This is a genomic window from Pseudomonas oleovorans subsp. oleovorans (genome assembly GCF_002197815.1).
GTDB classification, from domain to species: Bacteria; Pseudomonadota; Gammaproteobacteria; order Pseudomonadales; family Pseudomonadaceae; genus Aquipseudomonas; species Aquipseudomonas oleovorans.
Genome location: NZ_NIUB01000059.1, coordinates 1 through 19259, shown reverse-complemented (window position 1 = coordinate 19259; position 19259 = coordinate 1). Strand labels below are relative to the sequence as shown.

17 protein-coding genes and 2 pseudogenes are annotated in these 19259 nt (G+C 63.4%); 12 read left to right on the top strand and 7 right to left on the bottom strand.

All coding sequences use genetic code 11. The annotated features are described in order from the left end of the window. Positions 1 to 121: 121 nt before the first annotated feature. The 3 genes and pseudogenes from PSOLE_RS22370 to PSOLE_RS22360 all read left to right on the top strand — a co-directional run. Positions 122 to 448, top strand: a pseudogene (locus PSOLE_RS22370) (phosphate-starvation-inducible PsiE family protein); the annotation flags it as partial. 7 nt (positions 449 to 455) lie between these two features. Then, positions 456 to 1421, top strand: coding sequence for a zinc metalloprotease HtpX (locus PSOLE_RS22365; protein ID WP_074860990.1), 966 nt, complete (start codon positions 456 to 458; stop codon positions 1419 to 1421). Between the two features lie 23 nt (positions 1422 to 1444). Continuing rightward, the gene (locus PSOLE_RS22360; protein WP_074860987.1) at positions 1445 to 2599 is read left to right on the top strand and encodes a S1C family serine protease; all 1155 of its coding nucleotides are present in this window, start codon (positions 1445 to 1447) and stop codon (positions 2597 to 2599) included. 87 nt (positions 2600 to 2686) lie between these two features. Here PSOLE_RS22360 and PSOLE_RS22355 read toward each other — a convergent pair whose 3' ends face one another. Continuing rightward, positions 2687 to 3136: a lysozyme gene (locus tag PSOLE_RS22355; RefSeq protein WP_074860984.1), complete on the bottom strand. Its 450-nt coding sequence runs from the start codon at positions 3134 to 3136 to the stop codon at positions 2687 to 2689. A gap of 140 nt (positions 3137 to 3276) precedes the next feature. Here PSOLE_RS22355 and PSOLE_RS24180 point away from each other — a divergent pair, with 140 nt between their 5' ends. Continuing rightward, a complete protein-coding gene (locus PSOLE_RS24180; RefSeq protein WP_074860981.1) occupies positions 3277 to 3501 on the top strand; it encodes a hypothetical protein in 225 nt (74 codons plus the stop codon). A 66-nt stretch (positions 3502 to 3567) separates the two neighbouring features. Here the strand turns inward: PSOLE_RS24180 and PSOLE_RS24450 are convergent, their stop codons facing one another. The 6 genes from PSOLE_RS24450 to PSOLE_RS22320 all read right to left on the bottom strand — a co-directional run bounded on the left by PSOLE_RS24450 (position 3568) and on the right by PSOLE_RS22320 (position 6714). Then, positions 3568 to 3798, bottom strand: coding sequence for a hypothetical protein (locus PSOLE_RS24450; protein ID WP_211098123.1), 231 nt, complete (start codon positions 3796 to 3798; stop codon positions 3568 to 3570). Positions 3799 to 3900: 102 nt separating this feature from the next. Further along, a complete protein-coding gene (locus PSOLE_RS22340; RefSeq protein WP_197709105.1) occupies positions 3901 to 4110 on the bottom strand; it encodes a hypothetical protein in 210 nt (69 codons plus the stop codon). A gap of 60 nt (positions 4111 to 4170) precedes the next feature. Beyond that, positions 4171 to 4878, bottom strand: a complete 708-nt coding sequence (locus PSOLE_RS22335; protein ID WP_074860978.1) for a TraX family protein — start codon at positions 4876 to 4878, stop codon at positions 4171 to 4173. Continuing rightward, the gene (locus tag PSOLE_RS22330) at positions 4875 to 5315 is read right to left on the bottom strand and encodes a YqaA family protein (RefSeq protein ID WP_074860976.1); all 441 of its coding nucleotides are present in this window, start codon (positions 5313 to 5315) and stop codon (positions 4875 to 4877) included. Before PSOLE_RS22330 ends, PSOLE_RS22335 begins: the two co-directional genes overlap by 4 nt. Position 5316: 1 nt before the next feature. Then, positions 5317 to 6420, bottom strand: a complete 1104-nt coding sequence (locus PSOLE_RS22325) for a nickel/cobalt efflux transporter (protein WP_074860973.1) — start codon at positions 6418 to 6420, stop codon at positions 5317 to 5319. 6 nt (positions 6421 to 6426) lie between these two features. Next, positions 6427 to 6714, bottom strand: a complete 288-nt coding sequence (locus PSOLE_RS22320; protein WP_074860967.1) for a metal-sensing transcriptional repressor — start codon at positions 6712 to 6714, stop codon at positions 6427 to 6429. 112 nt (positions 6715 to 6826) lie between these two features. Here PSOLE_RS22320 and PSOLE_RS22315 point away from each other — a divergent pair, with 112 nt between their 5' ends. The 8 genes and pseudogenes from PSOLE_RS22315 to recD all read left to right on the top strand — a co-directional run bounded on the left by PSOLE_RS22315 (position 6827) and on the right by recD (position 18938). Beyond that, entirely contained in the window at positions 6827 to 7186 is a 360-nt protein-coding gene (locus tag PSOLE_RS22315) for a hypothetical protein (protein ID WP_074860965.1), read from the top strand. 46 nt (positions 7187 to 7232) lie between these two features. After that, entirely contained in the window at positions 7233 to 7970 is a 738-nt protein-coding gene (locus PSOLE_RS22310; RefSeq protein ID WP_074860964.1) for a HupE/UreJ family protein, read from the top strand. A gap of 11 nt (positions 7971 to 7981) precedes the next feature. Then, positions 7982 to 8656, top strand: coding sequence for a transmembrane anchor protein (locus PSOLE_RS22305; protein WP_074860959.1), 675 nt, complete (start codon positions 7982 to 7984; stop codon positions 8654 to 8656). Positions 8657 to 8849: 193 nt separating this feature from the next. After that, positions 8850 to 9155 (top strand): annotated as a pseudogene (locus tag PSOLE_RS22300) (transposase); the annotation flags it as partial. A 237-nt stretch (positions 9156 to 9392) separates the two neighbouring features. Then, a complete protein-coding gene (locus PSOLE_RS22295; RefSeq protein WP_003461577.1) occupies positions 9393 to 9713 on the top strand; it encodes a ComEA family DNA-binding protein in 321 nt (106 codons plus the stop codon). Between the two features lie 158 nt (positions 9714 to 9871). Next, entirely contained in the window at positions 9872 to 13285 is a 3414-nt protein-coding gene (recC, locus tag PSOLE_RS22290) for an exodeoxyribonuclease V subunit gamma (RefSeq protein WP_074860956.1), read from the top strand. Next, positions 13282 to 16911: an exodeoxyribonuclease V subunit beta gene (gene recB / locus PSOLE_RS22285; RefSeq protein ID WP_074860954.1), complete on the top strand. Its 3630-nt coding sequence runs from the start codon at positions 13282 to 13284 to the stop codon at positions 16909 to 16911. The genes recC and recB overlap by 4 nt, the downstream gene beginning before the upstream one ends. After that, positions 16908 to 18938: an exodeoxyribonuclease V subunit alpha gene (gene recD, locus PSOLE_RS22280; RefSeq protein ID WP_074860948.1), complete on the top strand. Its 2031-nt coding sequence runs from the start codon at positions 16908 to 16910 to the stop codon at positions 18936 to 18938. The genes recB and recD overlap by 4 nt, the downstream gene beginning before the upstream one ends. Positions 18939 to 19259 lie beyond the last annotated feature (321 nt).

The following is a 19259-nucleotide window of genomic DNA, read 5'->3' as shown; positions in this document are numbered from 1 at the left end:
GAGCCGAGCCCGAACGATAATTTCAGGATGGAGCCTGACTGATCCGACGCGTCGTTCAGTCGACGCGTATCCGGACTTTCAGTCCGTAAGTCACTAACCCACCGACTTCAGTCGGTGGTTGTTGAGTCGGCTCGTCTTCACGATGCTCGTCATGGATGCGCTGAATCCACTGGATCATGAGGTTTTCCAGCTGGTGTTCGGGGCCACCATGACGCTGCTGATCGCGATGGAATTCAAGCATTCGATCGTCAAAGTGGCTTTGCGCAAGGAAAGCATCATCCAGGTCAAGACCGTCATTCTGATCGCGATCCTGGCACTGGCCCGCAAGCTCATCATCCCCGAACCTGACATTGCTCCTGCCAAAGTGGCCGTGCTGGCGGGGACGGTACTGGCGTTGGGGCTGACTTATTGGCTCATGCGTGAACGCGACGACCGGAAGAGCGAGTAATTGGACCATGGCCCTTTTTGGTCTAGCCGGCCGACACGATGCCAGGTCGAGGCACCGCTGGCTCAATCGCTTTCAAACCGTACTGCTGGTTTTGACCCTGGTGGGGATCGCGGCTACCGCTGGCAGTCTGCTGTTCGGCGAGATTGGCCTTTGGCTAGCACTGGCAAGCTGCGCATTGACCCTGCTGATCGAACCTGTCGCCGCCTCCGCGATGACCTTGCGACTCTATGGCGCCCGTCTCTTGCATTACCAGGAAGCCCCCGCAATTTGGTCGCTGTTGCGGGAGTTGGCCGCGCGCGCCGGATTGCCGAATACGCCAGTTCCCCACTATGTGCCCAGCGGCATCGTCAACGCTTTTGCTACTGGTTCGCGACGTCATGCCTCCATTGCCCTCACTGATGGCCTGCTCCGCAGCCTGAGTATCCGGGAACTGCAAGCCGTGCTGGCGCATGAGGTTGCACACATCGCTCAAGACGATCTGCGTGTCATGGGCCTGGCTGATTCGATCAGCCGGCTCACGAGCCTGCTGGCATTGCTGGGTCAGATTACGCTCCTGATCAGCATGCCGGTGCTGTTGGCCGGTGCCGTAGAAATTAACTGGCTTGGCTTACTGCTGTTGGCCGCTTCGCCGCAACTGGCACTGCTCGCGCAGTTGGGCCTGTCACGCGTGCGCGAGTTCGATGCCGACCGGATGGCCGTAGAGCTGACGGGGGATCCGCACGGGCTCGCCTCGGCGCTGGCAAAGATCGAGCGGGTGAGCCGCTCGTGGCGCGCCTGGATGTTGCCCGGTTGGGGCAATCCCGAACCGTCCTGGTTGCGCACGCATCCGACGACAGAGGATCGTATCGCGCGCCTGATGGCGTTGGCGCCTCAGCCATCGCAGACCCTGCCGTTCCAAACGGAATATCTCGTGCCAAGGTCGTTCGCCCCGATGCGCCCACCACGCAGGGGCCTGAGCGGCCTTTGGCGCTAAATCACTCGAAAGGAACCCCCGTCATGGCTTACCCCGATCCTTACCCACAACGCCCAGCTCCGGATCAATTCGTCCGGCGGTGGCTCTTCATCACCGCGTGCGTTGCCGCACTCATGTTGTTCTGGCAGTTCCTGCCCGCCATCGAGGCCTGGTTCAGTCCGCGCGAAGCCGCTGAGCGCACCGTCACGCCGCGTGGCGATCTGGCCGCTGATGAAAAGGCCACCATCGAACTGTTCGAGAAATCCCGAGCATCGGTGGTCTACATCACGACGTCCCAACTGGTGCGCGATGCCTGGACGCGCAACGTCTTTTCCGTGCCGCGCGGGACGGGTTCGGGTTTCATCTGGGATGACGCCGGTCACGTCGTTACCAACTTTCATGTGATCCAGGGGGCGTCGGAGGCCACGGTCAAACTGGCCGACGGCCGCGATTACCAAGCCGCGCTGGTCGGCGTGAGTCCGGCCCACGATATCGCGGTGCTCAAAATCGGCGTCGGTTTCCAGCGCCCGCCCGCCGTTCCGGTCGGCACCAGCGCAGACCTCAAGGTGGGACAAAAGGTGTTCGCCATCGGCAACCCCTTCGGTCTGGATTGGACACTCACCAGCGGCATCGTGTCCGCGCTCGATCGATCGCTGCCCGGGGAATCTGGCGGAGTGACCATCGAACACCTGATTCAAACCGATGCCGCCATCAACCCCGGCAACTCGGGGGGGCCGTTGCTCGATTCGGCCGGCCGCCTGATCGGCATCAACACAGCAATCTACAGCCCTTCCGGCGCATCGGCAGGGATCGGCTTCGCCGTGCCGGTAGACACGGTCATGCGCGTGGTGCCACAACTCATCAAGACCGGCAAATACATCCGCCCGGCGCTTGGGATTGAGGTAGACGAGCAGCTCAACCGCCGATTGCAGGCGCTGACCGGCACCCAAGGCGTGTTTGTGCTCCGCGTCGCCCCAGGCTCAGCGGCGCAAAAGGCGGGGCTGAACGGTGTCACCGTGGGCCCCGAAGGCATCGTGCCGGGAGACCGCATCACAGGCATGGATGGCGCTCCCGTCGACGATGTCGCCAAGCTGCTCGCACGGCTTGACGACCGAAAGGTAGGAGATGTGGTGGTCTTGTCGGTTGAGCGGGCCGGTAAGCTACGGGAGGTGCGCGTGGAGTTGCAACCTGGCATCTGATCTGGAGTTGAGGACATTTGGGGATTGGCAAAGAATAACGATGGGATGCATGAAGCATTCGCGCCGCAGAAACTCGATGCCCTACACTTAGGTGCCCAGTAAGGAAATTTCAGCCTCTCGTCGCGCGAAGAGTCCCGGCGGCACTTTGCCGCCACCATAGGCCCAGGGCCTTAGTTCCGTCGCGGCACTTACCCAGTCCCGCTGGTTGACTCGACGACTTAGCGTAGATGTTTGCAGCCGTCCAGCCCCAAGGTTGAAGGTGAAATCCACAATGGCTGCTAACCGCCCCTCTGGCTCCGTGGCCAGCACCGGGCAGTAGCGTGGCGTGGCGGTCAGCGCGACCTTCAGGTCTTTCGCCAGATAGCGTTCCGCCTCGGCCTCCGTGATCGGCGGGTGCTTCGGATCGCAGAGGGGGCCGTAGCCGATGGTCCAGTAGCCTGCCGGGCAGACGTAGGGATGCGTGCGGCCAAGATCGTTCTTCGGCACGCGGTGGAAGCCTTCGAAGCGCTTGGCCAGATCGATGGCTGCGGATTCCAAGCCATCCGGCCGATGACCGCCTGCAGCACGGCGATCACTCCTGAGGTCATGCCCTCACCCAGTCGAACACCCGCCCGAGGAACCAGAAGTTCAGCACTCCTGCCCAAAGCGCCTGGTCGGCCTCCGTCCATGCGTGCAGGATGGCCGTTTCCCAGCCAGCTCCTGCGGTCACGCCTGCTGCGAATGCCGCCGTCTTGGCTGCGCAGTACACCGACGAAGCACTGACCGACGAAAACGGCCAGGACATCGCCGTGCGGCGTCTGGCCTACAGCCGTTGGCAACACACTAACAGCGCCAGCCACGTGCACGGCCTGATCGTAATGCGCCGATCTGCCGTGGAAGCCGTGCTCGAACCTTGGACTTAATTACGGCTGGACGCTCGGCGAGAGCGGCTGGCTTTGCTACATCGAGGACGAGACCAAGCTCTCGGCCTACAAGTCCACCGGCTGGAGCGCAGGCATCGCCATCTGATTTCCCATCTTCGTACCCACCAGAAACCCGCCCACGAGGCGGGTTTCGTATTTCTGGAGACCGCAATTGCAATGACCGAAGGCACTGGCGTCATACAGATCGTTGGGATCGACAAAGGGCACCAGCGGCTGCGTACCTTGTGCATAGCCTGCCGCGCGTGCCTCGCCGATACGCCCCGGAATGCCGGGCAAAACGTACAGCTGGATCGGTACCTCCTCGAGGCTGGCGATGTAGGTCTCGCGCCATTCGACAAGCCCGTTCAGGATGAGCAGATGAGCATCTATGCGCGGCCATCACACACCTCCCCAATACTGTCCCCAGCGCAGGCCGTAGCCCGCGCGATCCATGACCCGCACCTGCGGCTGCCAGCTACTCAAACCATCGCGCTCGCCACTGATCTCCACCGTGATGCGGTCGCCCGGCGCACCGGCATCCAGCGCGGCCACTGCTGCCGTCCAGATGCAGGCGGTGCCGAGCTGCCCCGTCTCAGTACGAACCAGCACGTTGTTGCGATTGGCCGCCAGCGCTGTGAGGCGGCCGGTCTTGGCGGGCTTCGGTGGCGCTCAGGGCATGGCGCTACGCAGCACATGCAGCGCCAGCAGGTGCCCCGGATAGAACAGGTAGCCCCAGCGGCCGACGGGCCAGATCTTCAACGGCAGGGCTCGATGCAACAGGTAGAGCCCCAGCAGCGCAGCCGCACAGGCCATCGCGAACGACGCCAGGGTATCCGCCACCAGGCCCAGCTCGGCAAACCAGCGGTTGCGGCCGTTGGCCAGCACCGCCAGGGCGGCAGGCAACCACCACCAGCGCAACCCCTTCAGCCCTTGGACAAAGGCGGCCGGCAACAGGACGCCGAGTACGCCGTACATCAGTTGCTGATGCAGCAGGGTGGCGATCAGCACCGTCGCCGCTGCCAGCAGCAGGCTGGTGCGCTCGCCATGGTGGACGCCCCAGGCGACCATCAGCCCCAGCAGTAGGGTTGGCATCACGTTGAGCGTCGCGCTTTCCGGCGACAGCAGGCGATAGGGCAGCTCCGACAGCAGGGAGAACACCAGCAGCCAGCCGAGGTAGCGCGCGTTGCCCTCGCTGAACAGCTCGCCGGGGCGGGTTCTGGCCACGTTGGCGGCGATGCCCAGGCAAAACAGCGGGAATGCCAGGCGGCCGACGACGAACAGGCCATAGGCGTCCGGCCACAGGTAGCGCAGGTGGTCGAGCAGCATGCTGAGCATGGCCAGCCACTTGACCAGGTCGAGCCCCGCATCCCGTCTCATCCCATGACTCCCAGCGTCAGCACCGCCAGCACCAGGTAGCGCCCCGCCTTGGCCACCAGCACGATCAGCAGGAAACTCCAGAACGGCTCGCGCAGGACGCCGGCGATCACGGTCAGTGGATCGCCGATGATCGGCACCCAGCTCAGCAGCAGGGACCAGCGTCCATACCGCTGGTAGGCCTGCCAGGTGCGCTGCAGTTTGTCTTCCGGCACCGGAAACCAGCGTCTGTGGCGAAGGTGTTCGATATAGCGGCCGAGCAGCCAGTTGGCAGTCGAGCCCAGTACGTTGCCGGTCGTGGCCACCAGGAGCAACAGGGCAGGTGGCTGTTCAGTGGCCAGCAGCAGGCCGACCAGCACCGCCTCCGACTGCATCGGCAGCAGGGTGGCGGCACTGAAGGCCGCAACGAACAACCCCAGATAGGCGGATAAATCCCACACCTCAGGCGCTCAGTCCGGCCCAGCCATGCAGGCCGACATAGATGCCCACGGCGATGATCAGCAGGCCGGACAGGTAGGGCGCGCGGCGCGCCACCACGCCGAGCCAGGGCCAGCGGTTGGAGGCGTGTCGCGTGCCGACGGCGGCGGCGACGCCGACCGCGACCAGGGTCAGCGCCAGGCCGACGCTGAAGCTGAGTACCAGAACCGCACCCAGCGTCACCTCCTTGACCTGCAGGCAGAGCAGCAGCACGGTGATGGCCGCAGGGCAGGGAATCAGCCCGCCGGTCAGGCCGAACAGGATCACCTGGCCGGTGCTGACGTTGCGGCTGGCGAAACGACGGCGAATGTCGTTGGCGTGGGCCCGCTCGTGAGCATCCTGGTACCCCTCCAGCGACAGCTCCAGACCCTCCAGCTGCGAATGGGCGTGGTCGTGTTCATGGAACTCCAGGTCGTACTCGTGGGCGTGTCCGGCGTGGCCGAGGCGCAGGCGCGCGGTGAACTCATGCGGCTCGGGAATCGCATCCAGCGACTGCAGATAGCCGTCCTGGGTGACGAAGCGGAACTCCTGCATCTGTCCGTCGCTGCGGGTGGTGAGCAGACTGACGTCCCCGGCGGGCCAGGCATGCCCGCTCAGCACACGCAGACGCCAGCGCGGCGGCGCGTCCTGCTCGTGGATCGACAGTTCGACGCGGCCGTGTCCGGTATCGATGTGCTGGCGTTCGTCGTGATGGTGCTGCTCTTTCTCGAAGCGCCACATTTGCTCGCCACTCCAGGTGCGCCAGAGCATCCACAGCGCGATGGTAACGATGAACACGGCCGAGGCGAGTTGGAAGTAGGGTTCGGTGGTCTGGGCGTCGAGGTGCTGCCCCAGGTACATGCCGCCGATCGCCACCAGCCAGACCACGGCGGTGTGCGAGGCAGTGGCCGCCAGGCCAAGCAGGACGGCCTGACGCACCGTGCCGCGAATGGCCACGATGAAGGCCGCCATCATGGTCTTCGAGTGCCCGGGTTCCAGGCCATGCAGGGCCCCGAGCAGGATGGCGGTGGGGACATACAGCCAGGCCTGTGCGGCCCCTTGCTGCAACAACTCGGCGAAGGTCGACATGGGGGCTCAGAGGTATTTGGTGATCTGCTTGAACTCTTCCAGTGGCGCCCGCTCACCCTTGGTAAGGGCGCCGACCGTGTGTTCCAGGCAGTGGTCGATGTGGTCCTGGATCAGCGTGCGCTTGGCCTGGCAGACCGCTTTCTCGACCGCGTGCAGTTGCTGGGCGATGTCCACACAGGCGCGACCGTCCTCGATCATGGCGACGATGCTGCGCAGATGGCCCTCGGCACGTTTCAGCCTTTTGATGATTTCCGTATGACTTTGGTGCTGATGCTCGTGTTTGTGCTTGCTCATCGCCAGACCTCGTGCAAGGATAATCACCGCAGTATCCTATCCCCCTGGGGGGGATATGGTCAAACGGCTGCCCCCCCTCAATCACACGGCCCAGCTATCGAAGCGGCGATCCATGCTCAGCAAACCCATCAGCGCCAAGGTGATCTTCGCCCTCGCTCTCGCCATCCTGATGGCCTGGGCCGGGCATGCGTCTGCGCTGTTAGTGGGGGCGAGCCCGCCGACCTGGAGCGACAACCAGGATGTGCATGCGCACAGCCATGGCGACGGTGCGTTTGCCTGTGCGGTCTGTGCGGATCATTACCACTCGCCGCTGACGGCTGACCACGTGCATGAAACACCGCACCTGAGCACTGGGCTGAACATTGCCACGCAGCCGGAGCGTAAGCTGCTGCTGGAAAGCCCCGGCTACTCGATTCCCGCCAGCCCGATCTACCTGATCGAACGGCCACCACGCCCTGGTTTGGTGTTCTGAACAGGCCGCTGTGCGGCCCAAGACCACTGCAACCTAGGATTTCTCCATGCATTCGCTATCCATGCGCGGCATGGACGCAGGCCACCTGCGTCCGCACCGCTCGCTACCATTATTGCTACTGCTTACCGCCCTGTTCTTTCTCGGTATGCCCGATGCGCTGGCCCACGGCGTCGCCGAGGGCGACAAGGGCTTCATCCAGGAAAGCACCGGGGTGATGTTGATGCCGTTCGTGTACATGGGCGCCAAGCACATGATCACCGGTTACGACCACCTGCTGTTCCTGTTCGGCGTGATCTTCTTTCTCTACCGTCTGAAGGACGTGGGGCTCTACGTCACCCTGTTCGCCGTCGGCCACTCGGTCACCCTGCTCCTCGGGGTGCTGGCGGACATCGGCATCAGTGCCTACGTGATCGACGCCATCATCGGCTTTTCGGTGGTGTACAAGGCGCTCGACAACCTGGGGGCCTTCCAGCGCTGGTTCGGCTACCAGCCGGACACCCGCGCAGCCACGCTGATCTTCGGCCTGCTGCACGGCTTCGGTCTGGCCACCAAGATCCAGGAGTACGAGATTTCATCCGATGGCCTTATCGCCAACTTGATCGCCTTCAACGTAGGCGTGGAGATCGGCCAGCTTCTGGCGCTCGGCAGCATTCTCATTCTGATGGGCTACTGGCGGCGTACCGCCAGCTTCTGGCGCCACGCCTACACCGCCAACGTCGCGATGATGAGCGCCGGTTTCCTGTTGATGGGTTACCAGCTCACCGGCTTGATCGTCTCACAGTAAGGAATTTCGCCATGTTCAACAGCAAGATCCCAACCCTCAACGAACTGCCGAGCAGCCAGCAACTGCTGCGCTCGACCGTGATTGCACTGATCGCCGCCATTGTCCTGCTCGTCACCGTGGTCATGCCCTCGGAATACGCCATCGATCCCACTGGCGCCGGTCGCATGCTGGGGCTGACCCAGATGGGCGAGGTCAAACAGCAACTGGCCACAGAAGCTGCAGCCGATGCTGCGACGCCTGTAGTTGCGGCTCCGGCGGCGCCCCAGTCGGTACCTCAAGCGGCCCCGCAACCTGCCGTCAGCACAGCCGCCGAGGCGACGGCCCCAGCCGTGGCAACGCCTGCGGTAGTCGAGGCCGAGGGGCAGCAGCATGAAATGAGCATTGCCCTGGCTCCCGGCCAAGGCGCCGAGATCAAGCTGGAGATGCTCAAGGGCAGCAAGGTGAACTACTTCTGGACGGCCAACGGCGGCCTGGTGAACTACGACACCCACGGCGACCCCTACAACGCGCCGCGCGAGTTCTACCACGGTTACGGCAAGGGGCGCGCCACGCCGGAAGACCATGGCGTCCTGGAGGCCGCCTTCGACGGCAAGCACGGCTGGTTCTGGCGCAACCGCACCAGCAAACCGGTCACTGTCACGCTGCGTACCGAGGGTAATTATATTGCCATCAAGCGGGTGATCTGATGGTTCAGCGGGAGCAGTGAGCCTCTGTTCCCGCTACTTTCTGCCTGCGTGCTCCATTGATCCAGGGGTTGTTGCAGTTTTGCGCTAACCAGTTGATATGTAAGAGAAAACTTGTATCGTTGAAGCTCTGACACAACATCGATATGAGTTTGCAATGCCCCGATTATTGCTCAGTGATGAGCATTGATCGAAGCTGCGGGAAATTCTGCTGCGCAAGGCCATCTACAACAAGCGTGATCTACGAATGACCGTGGAGGGCATGCTGTAACGCATGCGCACGGGATGCCCCTAGAGAGACCTCCCCGAAGCGTTCGGGAACTGGAATAAGGTCTATAAACGCTTCAATGTGTGGCCCGCAACTGGAAAATGGCTCAAGGTTTTCAAGGAGCTTGTGGCGCAGCCCGACATGGAATGGGTGTTCATTGATGGCAGCTATGCCAAGGCTCACCAACACAGTGCAGGCGCTACCAGTGGCAACGATGAGACCCTAGGTGAAAATTCTACTTCTGACGAGTACTGATTTTCAGGGAGCCGGTAGCCGAAATCCTGTTGGCTTCATCGATCAGTTTGCCCAGCTCGGCGGCCGGCTAGTGACTGGTGAGGCTGCCGTTATCCCGTCTGTCCGAAGTCTTCGGCTTCAGGTCGTGAGTGTGGATTTGACAGTAGAGAATTAGCGTCTAGGTTGAAAAATGAGCCTAACGTGCTCGTCTCACTCACCTACATGGAACGTTAAACCATGAAAAACTACCTCTCTTCTGTTCTCTTTGCGCTTCTTGCCTCTTTCTCCTTCGCTGTATCCGCAGTCGACACTGGAAATGCCGAGGCTGGCGAAGCGACCTCTGAGCAAGTCGCTCAGGCTGTAACCGTCAATCTCAATACTGCTGATGCAGAGACGCTCCAGCGTGAGCTGGCGGGTATCGGTGCAACCAAAGCTCAGGCAATCGTGGCCTATCGTGAGGCTCATGGCAGTTTTGCGTCTGTTGACGAACTGCTTGAGGTCAAGGGTATTGGTGAGGCGACTCTGAATAAGAATCGCGACAAACTGGTAGTCGACTGACGACTGCAGGTCTCGCCATCAAGGCCGGTCACTGACCGGCCTTCTTGTTGTTTGAGCCTGCTCAAAAAGCCTCAAACGGTCGTGAAAGCCGGCCAAAGACTCACCTCTTCAGTAAATGCTGGCAAACTTGCGCTTCGATTTTAGACAGGAGTCAGTCGATGCCCGCCAGTCCGGAGCTGTCCCCCGGCCTTATCGTCATCCACGGTAACCACCTCGAAGAGCTGCGTGCGCTGGCGGTGCAGTGGATGCGGCGCTATCCATTGCGGCCGCTGGAAAATGAGGTGCTGCTGGTGCAGAGCAACGGCATCGCCCAGTGGCTCAAGCTGGCGTTGGCCGAGCGTGACGGCTGTGGCATCGCGGCGGCGCTGGACGTTGACCTGCCGGCGCGCTTTCTCTGGCAGGCGTACCGCAACGTGCTGGGCAAGGACGCGATCCCGCAGCAATCGCCTTTGGACAAGGCGCCGCTGACCTGGCGCCTGATGCGCCTGTTGCCGGGCCTGCTGGCCGAGGAGGCGTTTGCGCCCTTGCGCCGCTTTCTCGCCGATGACCAGGATCTGCGCAAGCGCCACCAACTGGCCGAGCGCCTGGCCGATCTGTTCGACCAATATCAGGTCTACCGTGCCGACTGGCTGGCGGACTGGGCCGGCGGACAAGACCGCTTGCGCACCTCGCGCGGTGGTGAGCGGCCACTGGAGGGCGATTCGCGCTGGCAACCCGCGCTGTGGCGCGCCTTGCTGGCGGATGTCGGCGCGCAGCACCTGGCCGAAAGTCGCGCCGGCGTGCATCCGCGCTTCGTCGCCCGTATGGGCGAACTGGATGCAGCGCCGCCCGGACTGCCCCGGCGCATCACCGTTTTCGGTATTTCCTCATTGCCGGCCCAGGTGCTGGAAGCGCTGGCGGCCATGGCGCGTTTCAGCCAGGTCATGCTCTATGTGCACAACCCCTGTCAGCACCACTGGGGCGATATCGTCGAAGACAAGGATCTGCTGCGCCACGAGTACCGCCGGCAGCAGCGCAAGGGCAGGCCAGGCGCGCAGATCGGTCTATTCGAGCAGGAGGACATGCACCAGCACGGGCAGCCGCTGCTCGCTGCCTGGGGCAAGCAGGGGCGTGACTACATCAACCTGCTGGATCAGTACGACGAGCCGCAGCGTTACCGCGAGCAGTTTGAACGCATCGACCTGTTCAGCCCGGCCAGTGAGAGCTGCCTGCTCGGCCAGTTGCAGAACGACATCCTCGACCTGCGTCCGCTGGCGGAAACGCGCAGCACCTGGCCGCCGGTCGACCCGAAACGTGATCATTCGTTGCGTTTTCATATCGCCCACAGTGCTCAGCGCGAAGTGGAAATTCTCCACGATCAGTTGCTGGCCAGTTTCAGCGAGGACGCCACGCTAAGGCCGCGCGACGTGATCGTCATGGTGCCGGACGTCAATGCCTACGCACCGCATATCCAGGCAGTGTTCGGCCAGTTCGCCAGTGACGACCCGCGTTTCATTCCCTTCACCCTGGCCGATCAGGGACTGCGCGGCAAGGAGCCGATGATCATCGCACTGGAGCATTTGCTGCGCCTGCCGGACAGCCGCTTCAGCGTTAGCGAGATACTCGATCTGCTGGATGTCGCCGCGTTGCGTCAGCGCTTCGCCATCACCGAGGATCAATTGCCCACCCTGCGCCGCTGGCTGGAGGGTGCCGGTGTGCGCTGGGGGCTGGATTCGAGTCAGCGGCAAGCGCTGGGTCTGGGCCAGAATCTGGAACAGAACACCTGGCGTTTCGGCCTGCGGCGCATGCTGCTGGGCTACGCAGTGGGTACGGGCGACGCCTTCGCCGGCATCGAGCCGTACGACGAGATCGGCGGGCTCGATGCTGCGCTGATCGGCCCGGTGACGCGCCTGCTGGAAAGCCTCGACCGGCATTTGCAGCAGTTGCGCGAGCCGGCCACGCCGGTGCAGTGGGGCGAGCGCCTGCGCAGTTTGCTCGACGACTTCTTTCAGCCGCAGAGCGACCGTGAAGAGGTGCTGACGACCCAACTGCTCGATGCGCTGGATGCCTGGCTGGAGCTGTGCGAGGCGGCGACGCTGGAAGAAGCGCTGACCCTGCCGGTGGTGCGCGAAGCCTGGCTGGGCGGGCTCGATCAGGGGAGGCTGAGTCAGCGTTTTCTCGCCGGTGCGGTGAATTTCTGCACCCTGATGCCAATGCGCGCGATTCCGTTCCGCCAGGTCTGCCTGCTGGGCATGAACGATGGCGACTATCCGCGCAGCCAGGCGCCGCTGGATTTCGACCTGATGGCTGGCGATTACCGCCCCGGTGACCGCTCACGCCGCGAGGATGATCGCTATCTGCTGCTGGAAGCCTTGTTGGCAGCGCGTGATCGCCTCTATATCAGCTGGGTAGGGCGCAGCATTCGCGATAACAGTGAGCGCCCGCCGTCCGTGCTGGTCGGCCAACTGCGTGACCATCTTGCTAGCGCCTGGACGCTGGTCGGTGGCGGCGACCTGCTGCATGGCCTGACCACCGAGCACCCCTTGCAACCGTTTAGCCGCCGCTACTTCGAGGGCGAGGGGCAGCTGTTCAGCTATGCCCACGAGTGGGCAGCTCTGCATGGCCAGGTCTCGACTCGCGAGAATGCTGCGCCCTTGCCCGGCTGGGAGGAGGGACAACAGCTCACGCCCGAGCTGTTGCAGTCGTTCCTGCGCGATCCGGTGAAGTGTTTCTTCACTCGCCGCCTCAAGGTGTTTCTCGATGAACAAGAGCAAGCGCAACTCGACAGCGAGCCGTTCGACCTCGACGGCCTGCAGCGCTACCAGTTGCAGGAAGCCTTGCTCAAGGCGGCGGTCGCAGGCGCCGGGGACAGCGACAATGCGCTGAGGTCGGCAGCCGACCGTCTGCAGCGTAGCGGCGTGCTGCCGTTGGCCGGTTTCGGCGAGCTGTACCGCAACGCCCTGCTGGAACCGCTGCCGACGCAGGTGCAGCGCTACCAGGGGCTTTGCCTGTGCTGGCCAACCCTGCTGGAGTCACCGCAGCGCGTGACTTTCGCCGCAGGCGGTGTGCAGCTTGACGGCTGGCTTGCCGGGCTGCGGCAGAAAGCCGATGGCGGCCTGGCGCGCCTGGAGCTGCTGCCGGGTGCGTTATACAAGGACAAGTGCTGGAAGTGGCATCGCCTACTGCGCCCCTACGTGCTGCACGTCATCGCCGCTGCCTGCGGCGTGCCGCTGACCACGCTGCTGGTCGGCGAGGATCGCAGTCTGGCCTTCGAACCCGTACCGAGCGAGCATGCCGCGCGCATTCTGACGGTCTGGCTGGAAGCCTGGAGTGCCGGTATGCAGGCGCCGTTGCCGGTTGCATTGAAAACCTCGCTGGTCTGGTTGCAGGACAGCAACGAGGACAAAGCTCGCAGCGTCTACGAGGGCAGCTACAACCTCGCCGGCGAAGTCCAGAGTAGCGCCAGCCTGGCCAGGCAGTTCCCGGACTACGACGCGCTCACTGCCGATGGTCAGTTCGCGCTTTGGAGCGAGCGGCTCTACCAGCCGCTGCTCGATAGTCATCCCCAGGCGCTCGAAGAGGACGCAGCATGAATCAACAGCGCCCTCTGGCCCTGAAGTTTCCCCTGCACGGCAGCCGTCTGATCGAGGCCAGTGCCGGCACGGGCAAGACCTTCACCATCTCCGCGCTCTACCTGCGGCTGATCCTCGGTCACGGCGGCGCCGCCGCGTTCCGCGAGCCCCTGCTGCCGCCGCAGATTCTGGTGGTGACCTTCACCGACGCGGCTACGCGCGAATTGCGCGACCGGATTCGCGCGCGCCTGGTCGAAGCCGCGACCGTATTTCGTGGCGATGCCCAAGGCGATGATCTGCTGCGTGAGTTGCGCAGTGACTTCGCGCAGACGCAGTGGGACGAATGTGCCCGCCGCCTTGAGCTGGCGGCGCAGTGGATGGACGAGGCTGCGGTGTCCACCATCCACGGCTGGTGCCAGCGCATGCTGCGCGAGCATGCCTTCGACAGCGGAAGCCTGTTCAGCCAGACCCTGGAGACCGACCACAGCGAGCTACTGGCCGAGGTGGTGCGCGACTACTGGCGTCAACACTGCTATCCGTTGCAGGGCGCGGCGTTGCAATGGGTTGCAAGTGTCTGGGAGACGCCTGCAGGGCTGGGTACCAGGCTGCGACCGTTGTTGGGCGAAGAGGGGGAGATCGCAACGCAAGCGCTGGGCGAACTGCTCGATGGTGCGCTGCTGCAGCGCGAGCAGGCACTGGCCGAACTCAAGGGGCCCTGGCTGGCCTGGGTCGATGAGCTGCAGTTGTTGCTCGATGCAGCGGTGGCGGCCAAGCAGGTGGACGGCAAGAAAATCCAGGCGCGCTTTTACAACCCCTGGTTGGCCAAGTTACGCGAGTGGGCTGGCGGCGAAGAGTTGCGTCTCGACCTGGGCACAGGCTTCACTCGCCTGACCCCCAATGGCCTGGCCGAAGCCTGGAAGGGCAAGGCGCCTGATCATCCCGCGCTGGACGCGATGGCTTTGCTCAAGGCGCAACTCGATGCGCTGCCGGACCCCGCTGATGCGGCTTTGCGCCACGCGGCGGCTTGGGTTCGCCAGCGCTTCGATTGGGAGAAACGCCAGCGCGCGGAGATGGGCTTCGATGACATGCTTGTGCGTTTGGACGCTGCCCTGCAAGGCAGCAACGGTCCGCGCCTGGCCGAGGTGATCCGCCGCCAGTTCCCGGTGGCGATGATCGACGAGTTCCAGGACACCGACCCGCTGCAGTACCGCATCTTCGATACGCTCTACGAAGTCGAGGTTAATCGCGACGACTGCGGCCTGTTCATGATCGGCGACCCCAAGCAGGCCATCTATTCCTTCCGTGGCGCCGATATCCACACCTACCTGCGTGCGCGCCGGGCGACATCCGGGCGCCACTACAACCTGGAAAAGAACTTCCGCTCCAGTCAGGCCATGGTCGATGCCGTCAATGGCGTTTTCCTGCGCGCCGAACAGCGTGAAGGCGGCGAGGGAGCGTTCCTGCTGCGCGACGATCTGCCTTTTATCGAGGTGGGCGCTCAAGGTCGACGCGAAGTCTGGAGTGTCGACGGCCAGGCGCAACCCGCTATGACGGTGTGGCAACTGGCGAGCGACGAGCCGGTTGCCAAGGGCGCCTATCTGGATGCCATGGCGGCTGGTGCAGCCAGTGAGATCGTGCGTTTGCTGGATCTGGGCCAGCGCGGGCAGGCCGGCTTTAGCAAGGAGGGTGCGCTCAGTGCTCTGCGGCCCAGCGACATCGCGGTGCTGGTGCGCGACTTCAACGAGGCACAGGCCATTCGCGGCGAGCTGTCGGCTCGCGGTGTGCGTAGCGTCTATCTCTCCGACAAGGACTCGGTGTTCGCCGCCCAGGAAGCACGCGATCTGCTGCTGTGGCTGCGTGCCTGCGCCGAGCCGGATCAGGATCGGCCGCTACGCGCAGCGCTGGCCAGCGCGACGTTGGGGCTGGCATTGAGTGAGCTGGAGCAGCTCAATCTCGACGAGCGCACCTGGGAGCGCCGCGTCATGCAGTTCCGCGACTATCGCCAGCGCTGGCAGCGCCAGGGTGTGCTGCCGATGCTGCGCCAACTGTTGCAAGACTTCGAGCTGCCGCAACGGCTGATGGGGCGTGACGATGGCGAGCGAGTACTGACCAATCTGTTGCATCTTGCTGAGCTGCTGCAGCAGGCTGCCGCTGAACTTGATGGCGAGCTGGCGCTGATTCGGCACTTGAGCGAGCTGCTGGCTGGCGAGGGGCAGGCTGCCGATGAGCAGGTGTTGCGCCTGGAGAGTGACGAAGCGCTGGTGCGCGTGGTGACCATCCACAAATCCAAGGGCCTGGAGTATCCCCTGGTGTTCCTGCCGTTCATCTGCGCCTTCCGCCCGGTGGATGACAAGAAGCCGCTGCAGATTCACGACGGCGAATGCCGCCGCCTGGTGCTCAAGGCCGATGAAGACAGCCTGGAGCGCGCCGAGCGTGAGCGTCTGGGTGAAGACTTGCGCCTGCTCTATGTGGCGCTGACCCGTGCGCGTCATGCCTGCTGGTTGGGTGTGGCGGATCTGAAGATCGGCAACGGCAAGAAGTCGCGCCTGCATGAATCGGCGTTGGGCTACCTGCTCGGGGGCGGATTGCCTCTGGCGGCCAGCGGCGAGCTTGCCAACTGGCTCGCGCCGTTCGCCAGCGGACTCGATAGCGCCGTGTCGCCTGTGCCGCCGGCCAGTGAGCAGCGTTATCGCATGATCGAAGAAGGACAGTTCGAGCCGCACTGGCGCACGCCGATACGACGCGCCGCCGAACATTGGTGGATTGCCTCCTACAGTGCACTGCGTCTGGACGAGGACGCCCCCAGTCAGGTCAGCCGTCACGAAGACGCCGCGCCCGACAGCCCGGCGATGCAGAACGCCATCGATGATGAGGATCCGTTGCTGGCGCTGGCGCCGCTGCCGGCATCCGCTCAGGGCCTGCATCGCTTCCCGCGCGGGCCGAATCCCGGCACCTTCCTCCATGGCCTGCTGGAAATGGCGGCGCAGGAAGGTTTCGCCGCGCTTGTGCAGGCCCCACTGAGGCTGCGCGAGGCGCTGGCCAGGCGTTGCCAGCGGCGTGGTCTGGAAAGCTGGATCGATCCGCTGCAGGACTGGCTGCTGGCGCTGCTGAGCCAGCCGCTAACGCTGGATGGCACGGATACTGTCGTGCTGGCGCAACTGACGCAATATCAGCCCGAGCTGGAGTTCTGGTTCGAAGCACGTGGGGTCGATGTCAGGCTGCTGGATCAGTGGGTGCAGCAGTACGAATTGCCGGGCATGGCCAGGCAGCCGCTGCGGGCCGACACCCTCAATGGCATGTTCAAGGGTTTCATCGATCTGGTATTCGAACATCAGGGGCGTTACTACGTGGCGGATTACAAGTCCAACTGGCTCGGCAGCGACGATAGTGCCTATACCCGTGAGGCGATGGAGGTGGCCATCGCCAGCCACCGCTATGACTTGCAATACGTTCTCTATGTGCTGGCCCTGCATCGGCAGTTGCGTCTGCGACTGCCGGATTACGACTATGACCGGCATTTGGGCGGCGCGCTCTACCTGTTCCTGCGGGCGCCGCAGCAAGGCGCCTACTTGGCGCGACCGCCGCGCGCGTTGATCGAGCGTCTGGACGTGCTGTTCATGGATGAAGCCGAGGAGGGCGCAGCATGAGCACGATGCTTGCACCGGTGCTGCGTGATCGCGCCGAACTCTTTGCCCTGCTTTCTATATGGAGCGAGCGTGGTTGGCTGCGTGAGCTGGATCGGGCGTTGGTGCAGTTGTTCGCCGAACTGGATCCGCAGGCTTCACCGCTGCTCCTGCTCGGCGCCGCGCTGGCCAGTCACCAGCTGGGTCAGGGGCACGTCTGCCTGGATCTGGCGGCCACGCTGGCCAATCCGGACTTCACCCTGTCCCTACCGCCGGAAGGCGAGGATGCGCAAGAGGCGATGATCCTGCCGTCCCAGGTACTGGCTGGGCTTAGCCTGGAGTCCTGGCTGGCAGCCTGTGCGGGCAGTTCGCTGCTGGAGTCCGAGGGGGCGCCGTTGGTGCTCAGCGGCGCCTGTCTATATATGAGGCGCTACTGGAACTATGAACGTCAGGTGGCTGGCGATATCGCTCGGCGCTTGCAGTCGAGTGATGCGGCGCCTAGCGATCTAGCCGTACGCCTGGCCTCACTGTTTCCCGAACCGCTGGTGGTGGACGGCCAGCGCCTCACCGACTGGCAGAAGCTGGCCTGTGCCATGGCGGCGCAAGGGCGCTTTACCCTGATTACCGGTGGGCCGGGAACCGGCAAGACGACTACAGTGGTGCGTCTGCTAGCGCTGTTGCAGGAGGCGGCCATGGCCACTGGCGAGCCGCTGCGCCTGAGTCTGGCGGCGCCCACCGGCAAAGCGGCCGCGCGGCTGACCGAATCCATCGGCGCGCAGGTGCAGTCGCTGGCGCTGGACGAGCGAGTGCGGGAGCAGATTCCAACCCTGGTGACGACGCTGCATCGCCTGCTGGGCAGTCGTCCTGGCAGCCGTCATTTCCGTCACGATGCCGCCAACCCCTTGCCACTGGATGTGCTGGTGGTCGACGAAGCCTCGATGATCGACCTGGAAATGATGGCCAGCCTGCTGGGCGCGTTGCCGGCGCATGCGCGTCTGATTCTGCTGGGCGACAAGGACCAACTGGCGTCGGTGGAGGCCGGTGCGGTACTGGGGGACCTGTGCCGAGAGGCGGAGAGCGGTGGCTACAGCGAGGCGACGCGTGCCTGGCTGGAAAGCCAGACGGGCGAACGGCTGGAAGATCCGGTGTTGGTGCCCGGTGACAAGGCTCTGGCGCAGCATATCGTCATGCTGCGTCACTCGCGTCGTTTCGGCAGTGGTTCGGGTATCGGGCGTCTGGCGCGTGCGGTGAACCTGGGTGATGCGCAGTCGGCCCGCGCGACTCTGGCAACCGGTGCACATGATTTGTACGTGTTGCGTTTGTCAGGTGAGCAGGATCGTGCGCTGGAGCGACTATTAATAGAGGGGCAGGGCGGCGGCGAGCCCCGTCCGCAGGGGTATGCGCATTATCTGCAGGTGATGCTGGCGGAGCGTCCTGCTCCAGATGCCGACTCCCAGGTCTGGGATCGTTGGGCTGGTCGCGTCCTGGCAGCGTTCGATCAGTTCCAGCTGCTCTGTGCGGTTCGTAAAGGTGCATGGGGCGTGGAAGCGCTCAACGAACGTATTGCCGAAGCGCTGGTAAAGCGGGGCCTGCTTGAGCAGTCGCATGGCTGGTATGAAGGTCGACCTGTGCTGGTAACGCGCAACGACTACAGCCTGGGTCTGATGAACGGCGATATTGGCATCGCGCTGCGTCTGCCGGAGCCGCCTGAGTTTCCAGGTGCGCCTGTACGCGAGGTGCTGCGCGTTGTGTTCCCGCGCAACGACGGCAGCGGCGCCTTGCGACATATCCTGCCTAGTCGTCTGAGTGCGGTGGAGACGGTGTTCGCCATGACGGTGCACAAGTCGCAGGGCTCGGAGTTCGCCCATTGTGCGCTGATCCTGCCCGATAGCCTCAATCCAGTGCTGACCAAGGAGCTGGTGTATACCGGTATCACGCGGGCTCGCCACTGGTTCAGCCTGATTGAAACTCGCGCAGGCATCTTCGAGCAGGCGGTACAGCGACGTGTGGAACGGCGTAGCGGTCTGCGTGAGGCGCTCGACGCGCTGTAAGTAACAAAACTGCAATTAAAGCTTGACGCGCATTCTGCTGGATGTAGAATGCGCGCCACTTCAGCGATGAAGCGCTTCAAAAACTGCTTGTTAATCAATAAGTTAAGTTGAATGAAGGGCTTGCAAAGCTAAGTGAGGCGTGTAGAATGCGAACCGGTCGACAGGGTGGTGGTTTGATCCTGTTGATGCTTCGATCGAATGGATCGAAAGCGGTTTGAAAGAGGTGGTTGACAGCGGTTTTGAACGCTGTAGAATGCGCCTCCCGCTGGAGAGAAGAAGTTCTGATCGAAGGCGCAAGTGGTTGAGTAGAAAGAAGTTTCT

Bases quoted from the DNA above. Each gene is read 5' to 3' on its own strand.
- PSOLE_RS22335 (WP_074860978.1), bottom strand. From the start codon at position 4,878: ATGAGACGGGATGCGGGGCTCGACCTGGTCAAGTGGCTGGCCATGCTC.
- PSOLE_RS22305 (WP_074860959.1), top strand. From the start codon at position 7,982: ATGTTCAACAGCAAGATCCCAACCCTCAACGAACTGCCGAGCAGCCAG.
- PSOLE_RS22315 (WP_074860965.1), top strand. From the start codon at position 6,827: ATGCTCAGCAAACCCATCAGCGCCAAGGTGATCTTCGCCCTCGCTCTC.
- recC (WP_074860956.1), top strand. From the start codon at position 9,872: ATGCCCGCCAGTCCGGAGCTGTCCCCCGGCCTTATCGTCATCCACGGT.
- PSOLE_RS22310 (WP_074860964.1), top strand. From the start codon at position 7,233: ATGCATTCGCTATCCATGCGCGGCATGGACGCAGGCCACCTGCGTCCG.
- PSOLE_RS24180 (WP_074860981.1), top strand. From the start codon at position 3,277: ATGGCCGTTTCCCAGCCAGCTCCTGCGGTCACGCCTGCTGCGAATGCC.
- PSOLE_RS22325 (WP_074860973.1), bottom strand. From the start codon at position 6,420: ATGTCGACCTTCGCCGAGTTGTTGCAGCAAGGGGCCGCACAGGCCTGG.
- recB (WP_074860954.1), top strand. From the start codon at position 13,282: ATGAATCAACAGCGCCCTCTGGCCCTGAAGTTTCCCCTGCACGGCAGC.
- PSOLE_RS22365 (WP_074860990.1), top strand. From the start codon at position 456: ATGGCCCTTTTTGGTCTAGCCGGCCGACACGATGCCAGGTCGAGGCAC.
- PSOLE_RS22360 (WP_074860987.1), top strand. From the start codon at position 1,445: ATGGCTTACCCCGATCCTTACCCACAACGCCCAGCTCCGGATCAATTC.
- PSOLE_RS22295 (WP_003461577.1), top strand. From the start codon at position 9,393: ATGAAAAACTACCTCTCTTCTGTTCTCTTTGCGCTTCTTGCCTCTTTC.
- PSOLE_RS22320 (WP_074860967.1), bottom strand. From the start codon at position 6,714: ATGAGCAAGCACAAACACGAGCATCAGCACCAAAGTCATACGGAAATC.
- recD (WP_074860948.1), top strand. From the start codon at position 16,908: ATGAGCACGATGCTTGCACCGGTGCTGCGTGATCGCGCCGAACTCTTT.